At 73.5% G+C, this 19841-nt stretch carries 15 protein-coding genes; 11 read left to right on the top strand and 4 right to left on the bottom strand.

The annotated features are described in order from the left end of the window. Positions 1 to 59 precede the first annotated feature (59 nt). Entirely contained in the window at positions 60 to 3233 is a 3174-nt protein-coding gene (locus MUY22_RS18095; RefSeq protein ID WP_247063968.1) for an ATP-dependent DNA helicase, read from the top strand. Then, a complete protein-coding gene (locus MUY22_RS18100) occupies positions 3230 to 6469 on the top strand; it encodes an ATP-dependent DNA helicase (protein ID WP_247061125.1) in 3240 nt (1079 codons plus the stop codon). Before MUY22_RS18095 ends, MUY22_RS18100 begins: the two co-directional genes overlap by 4 nt. 146 nt (positions 6470 to 6615) lie before the next feature. On the opposite strand, the gene MUY22_RS18105 is transcribed toward MUY22_RS18100, so the two are convergent. After that, a complete protein-coding gene (locus MUY22_RS18105) occupies positions 6616 to 6984 on the bottom strand; it encodes a hypothetical protein (RefSeq protein ID WP_247061126.1) in 369 nt (122 codons plus the stop codon). A gap of 91 nt (positions 6985 to 7075) precedes the next feature. Between MUY22_RS18105 and MUY22_RS18110 the strand changes: the two genes are divergently transcribed. Then, the gene (locus tag MUY22_RS18110; RefSeq protein WP_247061127.1) at positions 7076 to 8155 is read left to right on the top strand and encodes a TrkA family potassium uptake protein; all 1080 of its coding nucleotides are present in this window, start codon (positions 7076 to 7078) and stop codon (positions 8153 to 8155) included. A gap of 115 nt (positions 8156 to 8270) precedes the next feature. After that, the gene (locus tag MUY22_RS18115; RefSeq protein ID WP_247063970.1) at positions 8271 to 8705 is read left to right on the top strand and encodes a hypothetical protein; all 435 of its coding nucleotides are present in this window, start codon (positions 8271 to 8273) and stop codon (positions 8703 to 8705) included. Here the strand turns inward: MUY22_RS18115 and MUY22_RS18120 are convergent. Further along, positions 8698 to 9777, bottom strand: coding sequence for a neutral zinc metallopeptidase (locus tag MUY22_RS18120; protein ID WP_371827628.1), 1080 nt, complete (start codon positions 9775 to 9777; stop codon positions 8698 to 8700). The two genes, MUY22_RS18115 and MUY22_RS18120, sit on opposite strands and share 8 nt — an antisense overlap. 194 nt (positions 9778 to 9971) lie before the next feature. On the opposite strand from MUY22_RS18120, the gene MUY22_RS18125 reads away from it, so the two are divergent. The 6 genes from MUY22_RS18125 to MUY22_RS18155 are packed head-to-tail and all read left to right on the top strand — an operon-like array spanning position 9972 to position 15987. Continuing rightward, positions 9972 to 11150 carry a hypothetical protein gene (locus MUY22_RS18125; protein ID WP_247061128.1) on the top strand — a complete coding sequence of 393 codons (1179 nt, stop codon included), beginning with the start codon at positions 9972 to 9974 and terminating at the stop codon, positions 11148 to 11150. Next, on the top strand, positions 11144 to 11785 hold the full coding sequence (locus tag MUY22_RS18130; protein WP_247061129.1) for a DUF4129 domain-containing protein: 642 nt from the start codon (positions 11144 to 11146) through the stop codon (positions 11783 to 11785). The genes MUY22_RS18125 and MUY22_RS18130 overlap by 7 nt, the downstream gene beginning before the upstream one ends. Next, on the top strand, positions 11782 to 12921 hold the full coding sequence (locus MUY22_RS18135) for a DUF4350 domain-containing protein (protein WP_247061130.1): 1140 nt from the start codon (positions 11782 to 11784) through the stop codon (positions 12919 to 12921). Before MUY22_RS18130 ends, MUY22_RS18135 begins: the two co-directional genes overlap by 4 nt. After that, the gene (locus tag MUY22_RS49620; RefSeq protein WP_305879373.1) at positions 12918 to 13889 is read left to right on the top strand and encodes a MoxR family ATPase; all 972 of its coding nucleotides are present in this window, start codon (positions 12918 to 12920) and stop codon (positions 13887 to 13889) included. The genes MUY22_RS18135 and MUY22_RS49620 overlap by 4 nt, the downstream gene beginning before the upstream one ends. A 1-nt stretch (position 13890) precedes the next feature. Beyond that, complete coding sequence (locus tag MUY22_RS18150; RefSeq protein WP_247061131.1) at positions 13891 to 15183, top strand: DUF58 domain-containing protein; 1293 nt, start codon at positions 13891 to 13893, stop codon at positions 15181 to 15183. 48 nt (positions 15184 to 15231) lie between these two features. Next, a complete protein-coding gene (locus MUY22_RS18155) occupies positions 15232 to 15987 on the top strand; it encodes an RICIN domain-containing protein (RefSeq protein WP_247061133.1) in 756 nt (251 codons plus the stop codon). On the opposite strand, the gene MUY22_RS18160 is transcribed toward MUY22_RS18155, so the two are convergent. Continuing rightward, the gene (locus MUY22_RS18160) at positions 15979 to 16986 is read right to left on the bottom strand and encodes a stage II sporulation protein M (RefSeq protein ID WP_247061135.1); all 1008 of its coding nucleotides are present in this window, start codon (positions 16984 to 16986) and stop codon (positions 15979 to 15981) included. The two genes, MUY22_RS18155 and MUY22_RS18160, sit on opposite strands and share 9 nt — an antisense overlap. A gap of 32 nt (positions 16987 to 17018) precedes the next feature. Between MUY22_RS18160 and MUY22_RS18165 the strand changes: the two genes are divergently transcribed. After that, entirely contained in the window at positions 17019 to 18038 is a 1020-nt protein-coding gene (locus tag MUY22_RS18165; protein ID WP_247061136.1) for an RDD family protein, read from the top strand. A gap of 117 nt (positions 18039 to 18155) precedes the next feature. On the opposite strand, the gene MUY22_RS18170 is transcribed toward MUY22_RS18165, so the two are convergent. Further along, positions 18156 to 19241, bottom strand: a complete 1086-nt coding sequence (locus tag MUY22_RS18170) for a neutral zinc metallopeptidase (protein ID WP_247061137.1) — start codon at positions 19239 to 19241, stop codon at positions 18156 to 18158. Positions 19242 to 19841 lie beyond the last annotated feature (600 nt).

Raw genomic sequence — 19841 nt, forward strand, 5'->3', positions numbered from 1 at the left:
GGACGTGGTTCCATCGCGGGGTGAACGGCAGGCGAACGGGACCGGCGAACGCGCGGCTGGTGCGCCCGCCGGTCGCCGACCTGCCCACGTTCACCTGGGATTCCGGCGCTCGGCGCGTACTGTCCGCACCCGGGGGTTTCCTGCGGGTGCTCGGCGGGCCCGGCACCGGGAAGACGACGCTGCTGGCGTCGGCCGCGACCCGCCGGATCGCCGAGGGCGCCGACCCGGAGAGCGTGCTGGTGCTGACCACCTCGCGCAAGGCCGCGGACGCGCTGCGGGCCGACATCACCCGCAGCCTCACCGCCGATCCCGACCTGGCGCGGCCGCTGCCCCGGACCGTCCGCGAGCCGCTCGTCCGGACCGTCCACTCGTACGCGTATTCGCTGCTGCGGCTGGAAGCGATGGGCGCGGAGCTGCCGGCGCCGCGGCTGCTCGCCGGCGCCGAACAGGACGTCGTCGTCCGCGAGCTGCTCGCCGGCGACCTCGACGAGGGCGCCGAGAACTGGCCGGAGCAGCTGCGCCCGGCGCTCATCGTCCCCGGGTTCGCCGAGGAGGTGCGCGACCTGCTGATGCGCGCGGCCGAACGTGGGCTCGGCCCGGCGGACCTCGCCGAGCTGGGCCGCCGCCGCGGGCGCGAGGAGTGGCTCGCCGCCGGGCTCTTCTGGGCCCAGTACGAAGAGGTCACGCAGCTGCAGGGCGCGGGCGGCAACGCGCTGGGTGTCGCGAGCGCGCCGGCCCTCGACGCCGCCGAGCTGGTCACCTCCGCGCTGCTCGCGCTGGAGGACGACGACGAGCTGCGCGAACGGGAGCGCACGCGCGTGCGGCACCTGTTCGTCGACGACGCCCACCACCTCGACCCGCTGCAGACCAGCCTGGTCCGGATGATCGGGCACACCGCGGCCGAGTTCGTCGTCGCCGGCGACCCCGACCAGAACGTCTATTCCTTCCGCGGCGCCGACGCGAGCCTGTTCGCCGACGCCGACCCGGACGGCAGCCGCACGATCACGCTGACGACGTCGCACCGGCTCGCCCCGGCGGTGCGGCTGGCGGTCGCGAAGATCGGCGCGACGCTGCCCGGGCTGTCCCAGCACCGCAAGATCGTCCCGCCCGCCGGGGCCACGGGCGGCAACGTCCGCGTGCGCGTGATGCCGACGCCCGCCGCCGAGGCGAGCTGGATTGCCGACCAGCTCCGCCGCGCCCACCTCGTCGACGGCGTGCCGTGGTCGGAGATCGCGGTGCTCGTCCGGTCGCCGGCGCGGACTTTCCTGGTGCTGCAACGCGCTTTGCGCGCGGCCGGCGTCCCGATCGGGTCGGCCACCGAGGAACTGCCGCTGGCGCGCCAGCCCGCGGTGCGGCCGCTGCTGGCCGTGCTGAAACTCGCGCCGTCGCCGGACCTGCTCGACATCGACCTCGCCGAGATGCTGCTGTCGTCGTCCCTCGGCGGCGCGGACCCCTTGGCGCTGCGACGGCTCCGGCGCGGTCTGCGCCGGCTGGAGCTGGCCGGCGGCGGGCAGCGCTCGAGTGACGACCTGCTCGTGGAAGCGTTGCGCGGCGGGGACATCCTCATCGGGCTGGGTGACGCCGAGGCCGAGCCGGTGCGGCGCGTCGGCGGCCTGCTGCGCGTCACGCACCAGGCCGTCGCCCGCGGCGACGGCGTCGAGCAGGTGCTGTGGGAGCTGTGGAACGAAAGCGGCCTGCAGGAGAAGCTGCTGAAGCAGACCGAGCGTGGTGGTTCGCTGGGCGCGCAGGCCGACCGCGACCTCGACGCCGTCGTCGCGCTGTTCGACGCGGCCGGCCGGTACGTCGACCGGCTGCCGCGGTCCAGTGTCGCGTCCTTCGCGGATTACCTTGGTGCGCAACAGATCGCGGGCGACACGCTCGCGCCGGCCGCCGTCCCGGCCGACGGTGTCTCGCTGCTCACCGCGCACTCCGCCGCCGGTCGCGAGTGGACGGTCGTCGCCGTCGCCGGGGTCCAGGAGGGCGCCTGGCCGGACCTGCGGCTGCGCGGATCCGTGCTGGGCGTGGAACGGCTCAAGGACCTGATGTCCGGAGTGGACGATGACGCCGTCTCCCAGACCGCGCCGATCCTGGCCGAGGAACGGCGGCTGTTCTACCTCGCGATGAGCCGCGCGAAGGAGACGCTGCTGGTCACCGCGGTGTCCGGCGAGGACGAACAGCCGTCGCGCTTCCTCGACGACCTGGAGGAGAACGGCGCCGACGACGGCGGCCTCGACTCGCGGATGAAGCCGCCGGGCCGGTCGCTGGTGCTCGCCGAGCTGGTGGGGGACCTGCGCGAGGTCGTCTGCGACGACAAGGCCGACCCGGCGCGCCGGCGCCGTGCGGCGAAACAGCTCGCGCGGCTGGCCGACGCCAAGGTGCCCGGCGCGCACCCTTCGACGTGGTACGGCCTGCTTCCCGCGTCCACCGACGCGCCGGTGCACCCGCCGGGCGACCTGATCCGGATCTCACCGTCCACAGTGGAAATCCTGACGAAGTGCCCGCTGCGGTGGATGATCGAGCGGCACGGCGGGAGTGACCCGGCGCAGCTGGCCGCCGTCACCGGGACGCTGGTGCACGGGCTCGCGCAGGCCGTCGCGTCCGGGAGCACAGACACCGAGCTGCAGGCCGCGCTGGACGACGCCTGGGTGCGCGTCGACGCGGGCGCGCCGTGGTTCTCGAAGCGGGAGCGCCGGCGGGTCGAGGGGATGCTGCAGAACTTCGTCACCTGGCTGGAGCGCAGCCGGGCGGAGCTGAAGGAAGCCGGCGTCGAGCAGGACATCGAGGTCGAGCTGCCGGCCGGGGGCGCCGACGAGGTCCGGGTGCTGCTGCGCGGCCGCGTCGACCGGGTGGAGCTGGACGCCGACGGGCGGCCGGTGATCGTCGACATCAAGACGGGCAAGGTCCCGGTGTCGGGCAAGGACGCGGAGGAGCACCCGCAGCTGGCCGCGTACCAGCTGGCGGTGCTGCTGGGCGCGATCGAGGGCCGCACGGAGGCCGGCGGCGCGCGGCTGGTGTACGTCGCGAAGGCCAACAACAAGACCGGCGCGACCGAGCGGTCACAGCCGCCGATGGACGAGGTGGGCGGCAAGCAGTGGCTGGACCTGGTCCGCGGCGCGGCGGCGTCGGCGGCGGGGCCGGACTACCAGGCGCAGGAGAACGTGGACTGCGACCGCTGCCCGGCGCGCGGCTGCTGCCCGCTGCGCCCCGAGGGCAGGCAGGTGCCCGGTCCGTGAGCCCGCTTGTCATCGCGAACACCGTCGAGCCCGCCGAACTCGCCGACGCGCTCGGCCTGCACCGGCCGACTCCCGAGCAGGCCACGGTCATCGCCGCGCCCGTCGAACCGTCCCTTGTGGTCGCGGGCGCCGGGGCCGGGAAGACCGAGACCATGGCCGCGCGCGTGGTCTGGCTGGTGGCCAACGGGATCGTCAGCCCGGACCGCGTCCTCGGCCTCACCTTCACCCGCAAGGCCGCGCGTCAGCTCGGCGAACGCGTCCGCGCGCGCCTGCGACGGCTGGCCGGATCCGGGCTGCTGGACCGGCTCGACCCGTCCGGCGGGCTGCGGTCCACTGTGGTCGCCGGCGAACCGACCGTGCTCACCTACCACGCCTACGCCGGCCGCCTGCTGTCCGAACACGGGCTCCGGCTGCCGGTGCAGCCCGGCGTCCGGCTGCTGTCGGAGACGTCGTCGTGGCAGCTCGCGCACCGCGTGGTGTCCACTTGGGACAACGAGCTGGACACCGACCGCGTCCCGCCGACGGTCACCGCCGACGTCCTGGCCCTGGCCGGCGAACTCGGCGAACACCTGGTGTCCACGGAGGAACTCGCCGAGTACACGTCGTGGATGTGCCAGGTCATCGAGAACGCCCCGCGCGCCAAGGGACAGCGGGCCGCGTTGCCGCAGAAGCTCACCGAAATCATGGCCGCGCAACACTTCCGGCTCGCGCTGCTGCCGCTCGTCGAGGCCTACCACCGGCGCAAGCGCAACGAAGGCGCGCTGGACTTCGCCGACCAGATGTCGCTGGCCGCGCAGCTGGCGAGCGAGTACCCGTCGGTCGTGCGCGGCGAGCGGGAGCGGTTCGGCTCGGTGCTGCTCGACGAGTACCAGGACACCGGGCACGCCCAGCGCGTGCTGCTGCGGGCGCTGTTCGGCGGCGTCGAGAACCCGCCGATGCCGGTCACCGCCGTCGGCGACCCGGCCCAGGCGATCTACGGCTGGCGCGGCGCCAGCGCGGCCAACCTGCCGCGCTTCACCACGGACTTCCCGCGCTTCGACGGCGAAAGGCTCGTCCCCGCCCGTGATTTCGGCCTGCTGACCAGCTTTCGCAACCCGCCGGAGATCCTCGACCTCGCCAACGCGATCGCCGAACCGCTGCGGGCGCGCGGCCTCGGCGTCGAGCGGCTGCGGGCGCGCGAGGGCGCCGGGCCCGCGGACATCGCGTGCGCGCTGCTGCCGGACGTCCGCGCCGAGCGCGAGTGGGTGGCCGACGCGCTCGCCCGGCGCTGGTACGCCGTGCAGGAGCAGACCGGCAAGCCGCCGACCGCGGCGGTGCTGGTGCGGCGTCGTGCCGACATGGCCCCGATCGCCGCCGAGCTGCGGGCGCGCGGGCTGCCGGTCGAGGTCGTCGGCCTCGGCGGGCTGCTGGACGAACCCGAGGTCGCGGACCTCGTCTCGACGTTGCGCGTGCTCGCCGACCCGCTCTCCGGCAGCGCGGCGGCGCGGCTGCTGACCGGCGCGCGCTGGCGGCTCGCGGCCGCCGACGTCGCCGCGTTGTGGCGGCGCGCGGGGGAGCTGTCGAGTCCCGAGAAGTCGGACGGCCCGGAGCTGGTCGTGGAGCGCGTCGAGCAGGCCGGGCTGATCGACGCGATCGACGAACCCGGCTCGCCGGAACGGTATTCGGAAGAGGGGTACAAGCGGATCCGGCGGGTCGGCTGGGAGCTGGCCGCGCTGCGGCGGCGGCTGGACCAGTCGCTGCCGGAGCTGGTCGCCGACGTCGAGCGCACGCTGCTGCTGGACGTGGAGTCGCTGGCGCGGCCGGGATCCGCAGGGCGAGCGCACCTGGACGCGTTCGCCGAAGTCGTCACCGACTACGCCGAGACGGCGCCGACGGCGACCCTGTTGTCCTTTGTGGACTACCTGAACACCGCGGCGCACGCCGAAGACGGGCTGACCCCGGGCGAGGTCGAGGTGGTGCCGGACCGGGTGCAGGTGCTCACCGTGCACTCGGCGAAGGGTCTGGAGTGGGAGGTCGTCGCCGTGCCGCACCTGGTGCAGGACGTCTTCCCGGGCCGGCGGCGGTCGTCGTCGTGGCTGCGGACGGCGACGTCGCTGCCCGCGGCGTTGCGTGGTGACTCCCAGGACCTGCCCGAGCTGCGGATCGCCGACGGCTACGACCGCAAGGAAGTCCAAGAAGGACTGGAGCTGCACGAGGCGGGGTTCGTCGAGCGGGAGCAGTCGGAGGAACGGCGGCTCTGCTACGTCGCGCTGACGCGGTCGGAGCACGCGCTGATCGTGTCCGGGCACTGGTGGAACGAGAGCAGCAGCCGGGCGAAGGGGCCGTCGGAATTCCTGACCGAGATGGCCGGCGTCATCCGGGAATCCGGCGTCGGGCAGCTCGGCGACTGGGCGCCGGAGCCTGGGGCGGACGACGAGAACCCGCTCGTCTCGGACTCGCGGAAGGCCCGCTGGCCGATCGACCCGCTGGCCGACCGCCGCACCGGCGTCCAAGGTGGAGTGGACCTGGTTTCCGAGGCGCTGTCGGCGTCTTCGGACGAAGAAGCGTCCGAAGAGGACGATCCCGACGGCTGGCTCACCGACACCGACGTCCTGCTGGAGGAGTGGGCGCGCAAGGACGACCAGATCAAGCGGGTCCCGTTGCCGTCCCGGCTTTCGGTGAGCCAGCTGGTCGCGCTGGCCGAGGACTCCGCGCAGCTCGCGACGGACCTGCGCCGGCCGTTGCCGATGGCGCCCAACAGTTTCGCCCGCCGCGGCACGGAGTTCCACAGCTGGCTGGAGCGCCGATTCGGCGGCGACCAGCTCATCGAGATCGACGACCTCCCGGGCGCCGCCGACTTCGCCGAGATCCCGGACCCCGGCCTCGAGGAGCTGCAGACGCAGTTCGACAAGAGCGAGTGGGCCGCGCGCGTCCCGCACGCCGTCGAGATCACGTTCTCGGCGGACGTCGAGGGCATCACCCTGCGCGGCCGCATGGACGCCGTTTTCTGGAATCCCGACGGCTATTGGGAAGTGGTCGACTGGAAGACGGGCTCGGTCCCGCCGAAGTCCCGGCAGGCGGTGCTGTCGGTCCAGCTGGCGGCCTACCGGATGGCCTGGGCGGCGCTGAAGAACGTCCCAGTGGAGCAGGTCCGCGCGGCGTTCCACTACGTCCGAGCCAACCACACGATCCGCCCGGCCGACCTCCTGGACGCCGAAGGCATCCGAAGCCTGCTCCGCAACCTCCCCGAGTCGTGACGGAAACCGTAACCCGCGTGATCAGAGCCGTAACTCGCGTGATCAAAGCCGGAACCAACGTGATTGGAGCCGTAACTCGCGAGTTACGGCTCCGATCACGCGGGATACGGGCCCAATCACGTGAGTTCCGGCTCGAAACACGCGGGTTACGCGGCGTCGCGGACCTTCAGGGCCCAGGCGATCAGCGGCCACTGCAGCGGTAGCCGGCCCCACGCGATCGCTCGCTGTGGCAGCGGGGCCCGGCGGGCGTCGACCGCCATCTTGACGTTGCCCGGGAAGACGCCCAGGAACAGCAGGGCCGCCGCCAGGGCGCCCAGGCGGCGGGTGCGCGGGACCGCCACCGCGGCCGCCACGGCCAGCTCGGCGACGCCCGAGCCGTACGTCCACGCCCGGCGTGAGCCCGGGAGCGAGCGGGGGATCAGGCCGTCGAACGGCTTCGGGACCGCGAAGTGCAGAGCGCCCATGAAACCCAGCGCACCTGCCATGACGTGCGCGGGCCGTTGTGAAGTAGCCATCGGCTCATCGTTCCACGCGGCGGGCCGCCGTCCGGTTCGGCTATCCTCCGGGCGTGAGTGACGCTCGACACCTGCCTGCGGGAGCCAGTGCATGAGGGCCCTGAGGCGGCTGCCGCTCGGCAGTCTCACCGATCGGCCCGACCACGAGCTCGTCGGCGTCCTGCGGATGCCCGAGCTGACGGTCAGCCCCCTTCGCTCCATCATGAAGCGGGTCATCGGCGCGACCCTGGCGCTGCTGCTGACGGTGATCATCGTCTACGTCGACCGCGACGGGTACCGCGACGCCAACGGAGACGGCCTGTCCCTGCTGGACAGCCTCTACTACGCGACCGTCTCGCTCTCGACCACCGGCTACGGCGACATCGCGCCCGCCACCTCGTCCGCCCGCCTGGTGAACGTGCTGGTGATCACCCCGTTGCGGGTGCTCTTCCTCATCGTCCTGGTCGGGACCACCCTGGAAGTGCTCACCGAGCGCTCCCGGCAGGCGTTCAAGATCCAGAAGTGGAGGACGAAGGTGCGCGACCACACGGTCGTCGTCGGGTTCGGCACCAAGGGCCGGTCCGCCGTCAACGCGCTGCTCGGCGACGAGAGCGTCGCCCCGGGCCAGGTCGTCGTCGTCGACACCGACCAGCAGGCCCTCGACGCCGCGAGCGCGCTCGGCCTGGTCGCCGTGCACGGCTCGGCCACCCGGTCCGACGTCCTGCGCGTCGCGGCCGTGCAGCACGCGCGCGCGGTCGTCGTCGCCCCGAACCGCGACGACACGGCGGTGCTCGTCACGCTCACCGCGCGCGAGCTCGCCCCGAAGGCGCACATCGTGGCGTCGGTGCGGGAGGCGGAGAACGTCCACCTGCTCAAGCAGTCCGGCGCCGACCAGGTCGTCGTCTCCAGCGAGACGGCCGGGCGGCTGCTCGGCATGGCGACGTCGACGCCGCTGGTCGTGGACATCATGGAGGACCTGCTCACCCCGGAGTCCGGGCTGGCCATCGCCGAACGCGCGGTCGAGCCTTCGGAGGAGGGCGGGTCGCCGCGGCACCTGTCGGACCTCGTCCTGGGCCTGGTCCGCGACGGCGTCCTCTACCGCGTCGACTCCCCGCAGGCCGACGCCATCGAGCCCGGCGACAAGCTGCTCTACGTCAAGAAGGTGACGCAGACGGAGAAGATCGAGCGGTAGGTCCGGTTCGCCCGGCCGACCTGCGGAGCCGAGACCGTGCCGCCTGGGTTTTGCCAGCGGGATCTGGAACCATGACCGGGTGCCCCCGCGACCCCTCGCCCTGAAGTGGCCCTCGGTGGCGATCCCCGCCGCGGCGGGCGTGCTCGTCGTCCTGCTGGCCTGGCTGGCCGGGCCCGGGCTGCTCGGGATCAGCAACGACGACCTCGGCGCACCGGTGTCGGCCGAGGTCACCAAGCCCGCGCCGTGCGACCGCCTGGACCCGGTCGAGACCGTGCGGTTCACCGTCGCCGGCAAGACCCACGAGGGCACGCTCAACGGCTGCGGCCACGGCCAGAACGAGCGCGTCGACGTCGGCGTCCCGGACGAGCTCCCGGACCAGGGCACGGTCGCCGTCCAGGTGGCGGACACGTCGGCCGGCGCGTCGGACGCGCGGCGCCCGCTCGGGCTCGCGCTGCTGGTGTTCGCCTGCTTCTCGGGCGGGATCTTCGTCTACACCTGGCTGCGGCTGCCGCCGAAACCGAAAGCCGCCAAGCCCGCGAAGGTCAGCTGACTTCGGACGACGGCGCCGCGAAGGTGTTGCAGTCGGAGATCCGGTTGCTCGTCGCGCCCGCCCGCCACCACGACGCGTAGTGCGCGTTGGTGCCGTGGTCGTGGCTGCGGGAGGTGTTGTCGCCGCGGGTCTCCTGGTCGTTCCAGGCCTTGTTGTACATGTCGCGGTTGATCGTGCCGCCCTGGTCGACGTGCGCGCCGAGGAACATCCCGGAGAAGCACTGGGCCTGCAGTTCCTTGCGCCGCGACATCTCGAGCCCGGCGGGGCTGTTCTGGCCGGCCTCGTAGATCTTCTGCCAGGCCGCGTCCATCAGCCCGGCGACCTCCTGGACGTGGTGGCCGTACTCGTGGGCGAACAGGGCCAGGTAGACGCCGGGGTTGTTGCCGTACTGGTCGGTCTGCAGCCCGCGGAAGGGCACGTACAGGTTGTTCTCGCAGTAGTACGCGGCGGTCGCGATGCCGACCTGGATGGTGCCGCACTCGGTCTCGAAGCTCGCGCCGGTCGGGAAGTGCAGCGCCGGCGGCGTGAACGGCAGGCCGTAGGCGGTGAGGAACGGGCCCCACGCGGCGTCCAGGCACTTGCTGGCGGCGGTGAAGAACGCTTCCGCGCCCGCCTGGGTGCTCTGCCAGGCCGGCAGCGTGCAGACGCGGTTCTGCAGCCCGGCGTTCGGGTCCTGCAGGATCGGGTGGTCGGCCAGCTTGAGGATCTTCTGCGGGCCGGTCGCGCTCGGCGTGGACAGCTCGGTCGACGGGCCGGGCGACGCCGACGCCGGGGCACCCGCGCCCCCGGGCAGCTGTGAGGGGACGTCCTGGGACGACGGCGTGTCGCGGTAGGCCGGGTTCGCGAGCGGCGTGTCCTGGCGGTTGAGCGCCACGATGGCGACCAGCCCGAGCACCAGCACGGCCACGGCGCCGAGGCACACCCCGATGATCGCGGCCGGCGAACGACGTCGCGGCGCGGCGGGCACGGTGTGCGGGTGACCCAGCCACGCGGGAGCCGGTTGCGCATCCGGCACCGGCGGCGGCTGGACGGAACCGCTGGGCGGTACCTGGCCGTGGGGCGGTTGCGTCATCTAGGCAGTCCCGAAGGGTCTCGGTACGGACCGGGGGTACCCGATCCCGGCGTTCAGCCTACCGGGGGAACGGTGCCTCCCGCACCCGTCCGTGTGCGCAGGGTCGCGGCGCACCGACGTCACCCCAGGTCTGGCTGGGTGCAACCCGCTCTGAGAGAGTGTCCGCAAGCAGGTACCGCAGGCGAGGGGCTTCGATGACAGAGACCGGTGGCGCGTCCGGCGAAGAGGGCGCCGACACGCCGACACCGAGCCAGGGCTTGCCCCGGGCTCACGCTCCTGGATCGGGTGAGGCGAAGCCACCGGAAAGTCACGATCAGTCACCGCCGACGCCGCCGACCGGCTGGCAGGCCCCGGACCCGCGCGGTGCGCAGCCGCCGCCCGGGTGGCAGCCGCAGACCCCGCCGCAGATGCCCTACGGCGGACCGCCGCCGCAGTACCCGCAGTTCCCGCAGCAGCGCGCCTTCAGCCCGCACGGGCTGGGCAAGCCCGGCGTGATCGCGCTGCGCCCGCTGAACATCGGCGACATCCTCGACGGCTCGATCACCGCGATCCGCCGGCACCCGCTGCTCATCCTGGGCGTCGGCGCGGTGCTGGCGGTGATCTCGGCCGCGATCACCTTCCTCGTGCAGAAGTTCCTCTTCGCGGACCTGGACGAGCTGACCTCGGTCGCCGCGCTCGGCCCGGGCGCGACCGAGGCGGAGGCGCGCGACGCCGTGTTCGGCGTGTTCGGCGACGTGTTCCTGGTGCTCCTGCCGACGGCGGCGCTCACGACACTGCTGACGACGCTGCTCAACGGGTTCCTCGCCGCCGTCATGGGCCGCGCCGCACTCGGGCGCGAAGTGACCTTCTCGATCGCGTGGGCCGAGGTTCAGCCCCGGCTGCTGCCGCTGCTGGGCATCGGGCTCGTCTACTCGGTGGTCACGACGATCGGCCTGATGCTCTGCATCGTCCCCGGGGTGCTCGCGTACGTGTTCTGGGCGCTCGCCAGCGCGGCGCTGATCCTGGAGCGCGGCACGTTCAAGCAGGCGTTCTCCCGCTCGGTCAAGCTCGTCAGGGGCTCGTTCTGGCGCGTGCTCGGCATCCTGGCGCTGGCCTGGATCATCGAGTACCTCTTCACCAACATCATCCAGCTGCCGTTCACCCTCGGCACCGGCGTCTTCCAGCAGGTGCTGAACCCGTCGGCCGCGGCGGTCGTGCCGAGCACCGGCGACCTGCTGCTGGCGTCGGTCGGCCAGGTCATCTCCGGCACCATCGCGACGCCGTTCGTCGCGCTGGTCACCGTGATCATCTACCTGGACCAGCGTATGCGCCGCGAAGGCATGGACATCGAGCTGGCCCGCGCCGCCGGGGTGACGCCGCCGCAGGCATGGTGACGGCCTTCCTGATGGACGTCCCGGTCGACATCGACCGGGACACCGCGCGCCGCGCCGCGCAGGAGGAGCTGAGCGACCCGAAGTACCAGCAGGCGCGCCCGAGTGTGCTGCAGCAGGTCGCGCAGTGGCTCGGCGAGCAGCTGGAGAAGCTGTTGAACGGCCTGTCGTCGGTCGTCCCGGGCGGGATCTTCGGCCTGGTCCTGATCCTCGTGCTGCTGATCGTGCTCGTCGTCGTGATCCGGTTGCGCACCGGCAAGATCGCCCGCGCGGCCCGGGCGGACCGGCTGGTCTTCGACGGGAAGCGGCAGAGCGCCGACGACTACCGCCGTTCCGCCGCCGAGGCCGCGGCCGCCGGTCGCTACGACGACGCCGTCCGCGACCGCTTCCGTGCGCTCGTGCGGGCCCTGGAGGAACGCGCGCTGCTGGACGCCCGCTCCGGCCGGACGGCCGACGAGGCCGCCGCGGAGGCCGGGGTGCTGCTGCCGAACGTCGCGACCGAGCTGCGGCACGGCGCGCGGCTGTTCGACGACGTCCACTACGGCGGCCGCGAAGGCACCGAAACGGCGTACCGCACGCTGACCGAGCTGGACGAACGCTGCCGCCGGGAGCGGCCGGTGGTGATGACGGCCTCGTGAGCACCTCCGTTTCGCCGGACGCGCGCCGGATCTGGCGCGGCTCCCGGATTCCGCTCGCCCTGCTCGCGCTGGTGGTCGCCGCCGGCGCGCTGCTGCTGCTCGGCCGCGGCGAGCAGACGCACGGCGCGCTCGAACCCGGTTCCTACGAACCCGGCGGCGCGCACGCGCTCGCGAAGCTGCTGGCCGATCAAGGCGTCGACGTCCGGATCGCGCACACGATCGACGAGGCGGACGACGCGCTCGGCGAGAACACGACGTTGCTGGTCACCCAGCCGGACCTGGTGCCGGCGAAGCGCTTCGACGCGGCCCGGCGGCGCGCCGCCGACGTCGTCCTCGTGACGCCGGGAGCGCCGACGCTCAAGGACTCCCTGCCGCTGGTCCGGCCGGTCGGCCAGAACGACGTCGGCACGCTCAGCCCGCAGTGCACGGTCGCCGCCGCGGTCGCGGCCGGCGACGCCACGCTCGGCGGGATCGGTTACGCCGCACCGGGTGCGCGCTCGTGCTACCTCGGCGAGGACGGCGGCGGCACGCTGCTGCAGCTCGCCGACGCCGGCGGCACGACGACGCTGCTCGGCACGTCGGCGCCGCTGACCAACGGCCGGCTCGCCGACGAGGGCAACGCGGCGCTGAGCCTGCGCCTGCTCGGGCAGCACCCGAAGCTGGTCTGGTACCTGCCGTCGGCGACCGACCCGGCGCTGGACGACTCGCGGAAGTCGATCTTCGAGCTGATCCCGGACGGCTGGTACTTCGGCGCCGCGCAGGTGGGCATCGCGGTCGCGCTGCTGGCGTTGTGGCGGGCCCGGCGGCTCGGCCCGGTCGTCACCGAGCCGCTGCCGGTCGTCGTCCGCGCGGCGGAAACCGCCGAGGGCCGCGCGCGGCTGTACCGGCGCGCGAAGGCGGCGGACCACGCCGGCGAGACCCTGCGCGAGGCGGCCCGATCCCGGCTGCGGACCACGCTCGGCCTGCCCCGCGACGCCGACGCGGCGGCGCTGGTGACGTCGGTGAGCGAGCGCGCCGGCCGGCCCGCGAACGACGTCGGCGCCGTGCTGTACGGGCCGCCGGTGACCGGCGATCCCGCGCTGGTGCGGCTGGCCGGCGAACTGGACAGGGTGGAACGAGAGGTGGAGCGAACTTGAGCAGCGGTACCGAAGGGACGACCGGGGCCCGCGACGCGCTGATCGCGCTGCGCGCGGAGGTCGCGAAGGCCGTCGTCGGCAACGACGCCGCCGTCACCGGGCTGATCCTGGCCCTGCTCTGCCGGGGGCACGTGCTGCTCGAAGGCGTCCCCGGCGTCGCGAAGACACTGCTGGTGCGGGCGCTCGCGGCGGCGCTGGACCTGGAGACCAAGCGGGTGCAGTTCACGCCGGACCTGATGCCCGGCGACGTCACCGGCTCGATCGTCTACGACGCGCACAGCGGCGAGTTCTCCTTCCGCGAGGGCCCGGTGTTCACGAACCTGCTGCTCGCCGACGAGATCAACCGGACGCCGCCGAAGACGCAGTCGTCGCTGCTGGAGGCGATGGAGGAGCGGCAGGTCTCCCTCGACGGCGAGTCGCGGCCGCTGCCCGACCCGTTCATCGTGATCGCCACCCAGAACCCGGTGGAGTACGAGGGCACCTACCCGCTGCCGGAGGCGCAGCTGGACCGGTTCCTGCTGAAGCTGACCATGCCGACGCCGTCGCGCGAGGACGAGATCGGCATCCTCTGGCGGCACGCGCAGGGCTTCGACCCGCGCAACCTCGCGGCGGCGGGCCTCAAGCCGGTCGCGGGGGCGGCGGAACTCGCCACGGCCCGCGAAGCCGTCGCGAAGGTCACCATCGGCCCCGAGGTGATCGGCTACGTCGTCGACCTCTGCCGGGCGACGCGGCAGCTGCCGTCGGTGCGGATCGGCGTTTCTCCCCGTGGTGCCACGGCGTTGCTCGCGGTGACGCGCGCTTGGGCGTGGCTCGCCGGGCGCGACTACGCGACCCCGGACGACGTCAAGGCGCTGGCCCGGCCCGCGCTGCGGCACCGCCTGGACGTCCGGCCCGAGGCCGAGCTCGAAGGCGTCACCGCGGACGGCGTGCTGGACCGGGTGCTCGCGTCCGTGCCCGTGCCGCGCTGACATGGCCGTCACCGGAAGGCTCGGGCTGCTGGCGCTCTTCGGCGCGCTGGTGGTCGGGCTGCTCCTGCCGTCGCGGACCGGCCTGCTGGCCGTCGGCGGGGTGCTGCTGGTGCTCGTCGTGGTGGACCTGGTGCTGGCCGGGAGCGTCCGGCCGCTGACGTTCGCGCGCTCCGGCGACACGTCGGTGCGGCTCGGGGAGCCGTGCGAGGTGACGCTCGTGGTGGCGAACCCCGGTGGCCGCGCGGTCCGCGGGCAGCTGCGCGACGCGTGGCCGCCTTCGGCGGGTGCCGCCGACCGGCACGTCCTGCGCGTTCCGGCGGGGGAGCGGCGCGCTTTGGTGACTTCTCTGCGGCCGTCGCGGCGCGGCGACCGGATGGCGGCGCGCGTGACGGTCCGCTCGGTCGGGCCGCTGGGATTGGCCGCGCGGCAGGGTTCGCACGTGGTGCCGTGGACGGTCCGCGTGCTGCCGCCGTTCCACAGCCGCAAGCACCTGCCGTCGCGGCTCGCGCGGCTGCAGCAGCTCGACGGCCGCAACGCGGTGCTGATCCGCGGCCAGGGCACGGAGTTCGACTCGCTGCGCGAGTACGTGATCGGCGACGACGTCCGCTCGATCGACTGGCGGGCGACGGCGCGCGCGGCGGACGTCATGGTCCGGACCTGGCGCCCGGAACGCGACCGGCACGTGGTGCTGGTGCTGGACACCGGCCGCGTCTCGGCGGGCCGGGTCGGCGACGCCCCGCGCCTGGACGCGGCGATGGACGCGGCGCTGCTGCTGGCGGTGCTCGCCGCGAAAGTCGGCGACCGCGTCGACCTGCTGGCCTACGACCGCCGCCTGCGCGCGGCGGTGCAGGGTTCCTCGGGTGCGGCGTTGCTGACGTCGCTGGTCAACGCGATGGCGCCGCTGGAGCCGTCCCTGATCGAGACGGACGCGCGCGGGATGGTCGCCGAGATCCTGCGGCGGACGCGACGGCGCGCGCTGGTGGTGCTGCTGACGGGGTTGGACGCGGCGCCGCTGGAGGAGGGGCTGTTCCCGGTGCTGAGCTCGCTGACGTCGCGGCACGAGCTGGTGATCGCGTCCGTCGCGGACCCGCGGGTCGCGGAGATGCTGGCGGGGCGCGGCGACGCGGAAGCCGTGTACGACGCGGCGGCGGCGTCGCGGACGATGGCGGAGCGCGGCCGCGTGACGGAAAGGCTGGCGCGCCACGGGGTCAGCGTCGTCGACGCGGTTCCGGAGGAGCTGCCGCCCGCGCTGGCGGACCGGTACCTGGCGCTGAAAGCCGCCGGACGGCTCTGACGGGTGACTCCGGTGGTGGACGTCCGCCCGGCCTGTTAAGCCCGGAGGATGCTCAAGTTCATGGTGGTGGCCCTGGCGATCACTTCGGCACCCGCGGCCGACGGCGCGCCCGTGTACCTGGCCGACGGCGGGGGCAAGCTCTCACTCGCGGTGGCCGACGGCAAGCCCGTGCTGGCCGACGCGGGAGACGCGAGTGCGAAGTGGACATATGCCGGTCAGCGCTTCACGAACGTCCAAAATGGACAGTGTCTCGCCGCGGTGAGCCCGGTCGACGGGGTCACGGTGAAACTGGCGGCCTGTGACGCCAAGGACGAGCACCAGGCCTGGCGGCGCGTGGCCGGGCTGCCGGGCCTGGTCGAGATCGCGAACGTCGCCACGGCCCGGTGCCTCACCGCGGAAGGCGCCGTCGCGGGCGCGCGGCTGTACCAGGAAGTCTGCTCCCTGACCGGAATCCCGAACACCTGGGCCGCGGGCGGGCGCACCCTCGCCATCCTGTCCGGCAACGGCCAGCGCCTGGCGACGAAGGACCCGGGCGCACCGTTCGTGGTCCGCGTGATCGGCGAAAACGGCCAGCCGGCGGCCGACGTCCCGGTGACGTTCTTCGTCCGCGCGGCCCGCCCGAAGAACCTCCTGGTCTTCGAAGGGGGCGCGGAAACGGTGACCGTCAAGACGGGCGCGGACGGTTCCGCGTCGAGCCCGAAGCTGACGTTGACGGAGGTGGGCGAGTTCGAGGCCCGGTTCGTCGGAACCGCGAGCCTGGACGACGGATCGTCCATCGCCTTCGAGGGCTCGTGCTTATGCTGACTCGGGCAGCGCGTCGCCGATGTCGCGCGCTTCGAGGTCGCCGACTTCGCCTTCGCGAGCGGCGCGGCGGCCGAGCGTGAAGACGTAGACCAGGAACGCCACCTCGACGACGACGCCGATCCCGACGCGGACCCACGTCGGCCAGCCCGACGGCGTCACGAACGCCTCGATGACGCCCGACACGAACAGCACGCACGCCAGCCCGAGCGCCAGCACCACGACCGACCGGCCCTGCTCGCCCAGCGCCGCGGTGCGCGATCGGCGTCCGGGGTCGATCACCGTCCAGCCGAGCCGCAACCCGGCGCCCGCCGCGATGAACACCGCCGTCAGCTCCAGGAGACCGTGGGGCAGCAGCAGGCCGATCATCACGTCGGCGCGGCCCGCGGCGCTCATCGCGCCGATGATCACGCCGGCGTTGAGCGCGTTCATCCAGAGCGCGCCGATCACCGGCAGGCCCAGCGCGACACCGAGGAACAGGCAGGTCGCCGCCACCCAGGCGTTGTTCGTCCAGACGCGCGCGGCGAACGACGTCGCCGGCCCGGTCGAGTAGTAGGTCTCGGCTTCGCCGCCCGGCTTGGTCAGCTGGTTCAGCTCGTCCGGCGTCGCGATCGACGCGCGCACGTGCGGGTCGCCCGAAACCCACACCGCGATCACCACCATCACCGCGATCGACGCCAGCGCGGCCGGAATCCACCAGCGCCGTGACAGGTAGACGGCGGCCGGGAAGCGGCGCGTGAAGAACAGCGCGACCTCGCGCCACGCCGGGTTGTGCGACCCCGAGATCGCGCTGCGGCCGCGGGCGACCAGCCCGGACAGCCGGCCGAGCAGCGCCGGGTCGGGGGCCACCGAGCGGACGATCGAGAGGTGCGTCGCCGTGCGCTGGTAGAGCGTGACCAGCTCGTCGGCCTCCGCGCCGGTGAGCTTCCCGCCGCGGCGGCTGAGCTCACCGAGCCGGTGCCACTCCGCCGAGTGCGCCGCGACGAAGACGTCCACATCCACCCGGTCACCCTATCCGTCGATACGCTGGCCCGGTGCACGAGGAATCCGAGCTGGTCACCGGCGAAGCCGTCGTCCTCGACCTGCACGTGGCCAAGCTCGCCAGCCGCGCCCTGGCGATGGCGCTCGACGTCGTCGTGCAGTTCGCGCTGCTGCTCGGCGCGGTCTTCGTGCTGACGCTGGCCGTCCCGGCCGGCGACGGCTCACTCGCGCTGACCCTCTTCCTCGTGTTCCTGGTGCTGGTGATGGTCGGCTACCCGGTGCTGTTCGAGACGCTCTCGCGGGGCCGCTCGCTGGGCAAGATGGCGGTGGGCCTGCGCGTGGTGCGCGTCGACGGCGGCCCGATCCGCTTCCGGCACGCGCTGACCCGCGGGCTCGCCGGGTTCGTCGTGGACTTCTGGACGCTTGGGCTGTTCGGCGCGGTCGCGGTGATCGTGTCGCTGTGCTCCTCCGACGGCCGCCGCGTCGGCGACTTCCTGGCCGGGACGCTCGTGGTGCGCGAACGCGTCCCGGAGAGCGCCGGCTACCCGGCGATCGGCATGCCGCCGGGCCTCGAGGGCTGGGCGTCCCAGCTCGACCTGACCCGGCTGCCCGACGGTCTCGCGCTGGCGAGCCGCCAGTTCCTCGCCCGGTTCACCGAGCTGCGCCCGGAGGCCTCGCACGCGCTCGGCTGGGGGCTCGCGCAGCAGGTCGGCAACGCGCTGGGTGCGGCGGTGCCGCCCGGGGTGCCGCCGTGGGCGTTCCTCGCGGCGGTGCTGGCGGAACGCCGCAACCGCGACCACGCCCGCGCCTTCCAGGCGTACGCGGCGGCCCGAGCCCAGCAGACGCAAGCGTTTGCGGCCCGGGGTCAGGGTTACCCGGCGCAGGCGTCCGCGGGACCGGCACAGGGTTACCCGGCGCAGGCGAACGCGGCCCAGGCCTACCCGGGGCAGGCGCAATCGCAGCCCTTCCCGGCGCAGGCGGCCGCACCCGAATACGCGGGCTCCTCCGAGCCGACCCCACCGCGCGGCACCCCGGCGGCGCCCGCCGAGAACCCGTTCACCCCGCCGAGCTGAGACCCAGCCCCACGGCCGAAAAGCCGTGAAGGCCTCCTTCCCGGCCATAAGAGCCGGTAAGGAGGCCTTCACGGCTTTCACCCCAGCGTCGACTACCGCCGAGGCCGCCGAGCTGAGCTACGAGACGTCGCCGCCGGAGGCCGTCCACGTGTTGCACTGCTGGTTGCGGTTGGTCGTCGCGCCGTGCTGCCACCAGGAGATGTTGTGCTTGGCGCTGCCGTGGTCGCGTTTGCCGTTGCGGGCGTAGTCGTCGCCGCGGTCCTGGGCGTTCCAGGCCTCGTTGTAGATGTTCTTGTCGACCGAGCCGCCCGAGACCGACGCCGAGCCCAGGAACATCCCCGAGAAGCACTGCGCCTCGAGTTCCATCCGCCGGGACAGCTCCAGGCCGACGGCCGAGTCCGCGCCCGCGTCGTAGCGCTGCTCGCCGTAGGCGTCGGAGATGCCGGCCATGTTCTGCACGTGGTGGCCGTATTCGTGGGCGAGGATCGACAGGTACGGGCCGGGGTGGTTGCCCCACGTCTCGATCTCGATGCGGTCCATCGGCATGTAGATCGTGTTGTTCGACGGGCAGTAGAACGGCGTGACGCCGGTGGTCGTGCCGCCGCTGCCGCACGGCGTCGAGGACTCCGAGAGCGACCGCGGCACGGACAGGTTCGGCGTCTCGAACGGCAGGTCCGCGCCGCCGAGGGCCTTCGACCACATCGCGTCGAGGCAGGCGATGCCGGACTGGAAGAACTTCGTGACGCTGTTCTGGTCGGTCGCCCAGCGGCTCAGCGTGCACGGGACGTTCTGCAGCCCGAAGTTCGCGCTGCCGAACAGCGGGTTGGTGCCGGTGGCCGAGACCGAGTGGGGGCCGGCCGGGGTCTGGGACGTCGGCGTTTCGCGCCCCGACGTGCGGGTCTGGCGCGTGGTCGTCTCGTCGGTGGACGACGTCGTGGACGTGGTTTCGTCGCTGGTGGTCTCGGAGTAGGTGTCGGTCGGGTAGGTGCTGGAGTAGCCGGCGTCGGCGACGTGCCGCGAGTGCCCGCCGGTCAGCGCGACGGCCGCGATCACCCCGCCGACGACGGCCACGATCCCGATGATCGCCACGGCCACGATCACGCCGGTGTTCGACTTCTTCGCGACGTAGGGCCGGTACCCGGGCGCGAACCGCGGCCCGAACCCCATCGCGGGCGGCGGCCCGGCGTACCCGGGGGTGAACACGGGCGCAGGCGCCGTCACGGGCGGCGGCAGCGGAGCCCCGGCAGGCGGCGGACGGAACTGCGCCCCGGTCGGCGGCCCGCCGAAGCCCCCGGGACGCGGGTAAGCCCCGGACGGCGGTCCCGGCGCGGGAAACCCCTGAGTGCCCTGCGGCCCTTGCGGACTCTGGGGCCCCGGCGGGGTCTGCGGCGGACGGCCGGGTTGCTGCGGCGGCCCCTGCGGACCACGCGAACCCGGCGGCGGACCACCGGGTGACTGCGGATTCGGCGGCCCGTGCGGATTCTGCGGCGGCGAACCGCCCGGCCCGTGCGGATTCTGCGGTGGCGGTCCGGCGGGTCCCTGCGGTCCACTCGGCTGCCCCGGCTGCCCCTGCGGGCTCTGTGGCCCCCCGGCCGGTCCACTCGGCTCCCGCGGCGGTCCGGCGGGTCCTTGCCCCGGCTGACCTTGCGGTCCACCCGGCCCTTGCCCCGGCTGCCCTGGCTGACTCGGCTGCCCAGGCTGACCCTGCGGCCCGGTCGGGCCCTGCCCGGGCGGCTGGCTCTGCGGACCACGCCCTGGCTGACCTTGCGGCCCGGCCGGCCCCTGCCCAGGCGGCTGGCCCTG

The sequence above is a fragment of the Amycolatopsis sp. WQ 127309 genome, from assembly GCF_023023025.1.
GTDB lineage: Bacteria > Actinomycetota > Actinomycetes > Mycobacteriales > Pseudonocardiaceae > Amycolatopsis.

Excerpts from the sequence above, each read along its gene's own strand:
- MUY22_RS18130 (WP_247061129.1), top strand. The coding sequence starts at position 11,144 with ATGGTGACGGCCTTCCTGATGGACGTCCCGGTCGACATCGACCGGGAC.
- MUY22_RS18120 (WP_371827628.1), bottom strand. The coding sequence starts at position 9,777 with ATGACGCAACCGCCCCACGGCCAGGTACCGCCCAGCGGTTCCGTCCAG.
- MUY22_RS18110 (WP_247061127.1), top strand. The coding sequence starts at position 7,076 with ATGAGGGCCCTGAGGCGGCTGCCGCTCGGCAGTCTCACCGATCGGCCC.
- MUY22_RS18155 (WP_247061133.1), top strand. The coding sequence starts at position 15,232 with ATGCTCAAGTTCATGGTGGTGGCCCTGGCGATCACTTCGGCACCCGCG.
- MUY22_RS18125 (WP_247061128.1), top strand. The coding sequence starts at position 9,972 with ATGACAGAGACCGGTGGCGCGTCCGGCGAAGAGGGCGCCGACACGCCG.
- MUY22_RS18105 (WP_247061126.1), bottom strand. The coding sequence starts at position 6,984 with ATGGCTACTTCACAACGGCCCGCGCACGTCATGGCAGGTGCGCTGGGT.
- MUY22_RS18150 (WP_247061131.1), top strand. The coding sequence starts at position 13,891 with ATGGCCGTCACCGGAAGGCTCGGGCTGCTGGCGCTCTTCGGCGCGCTG.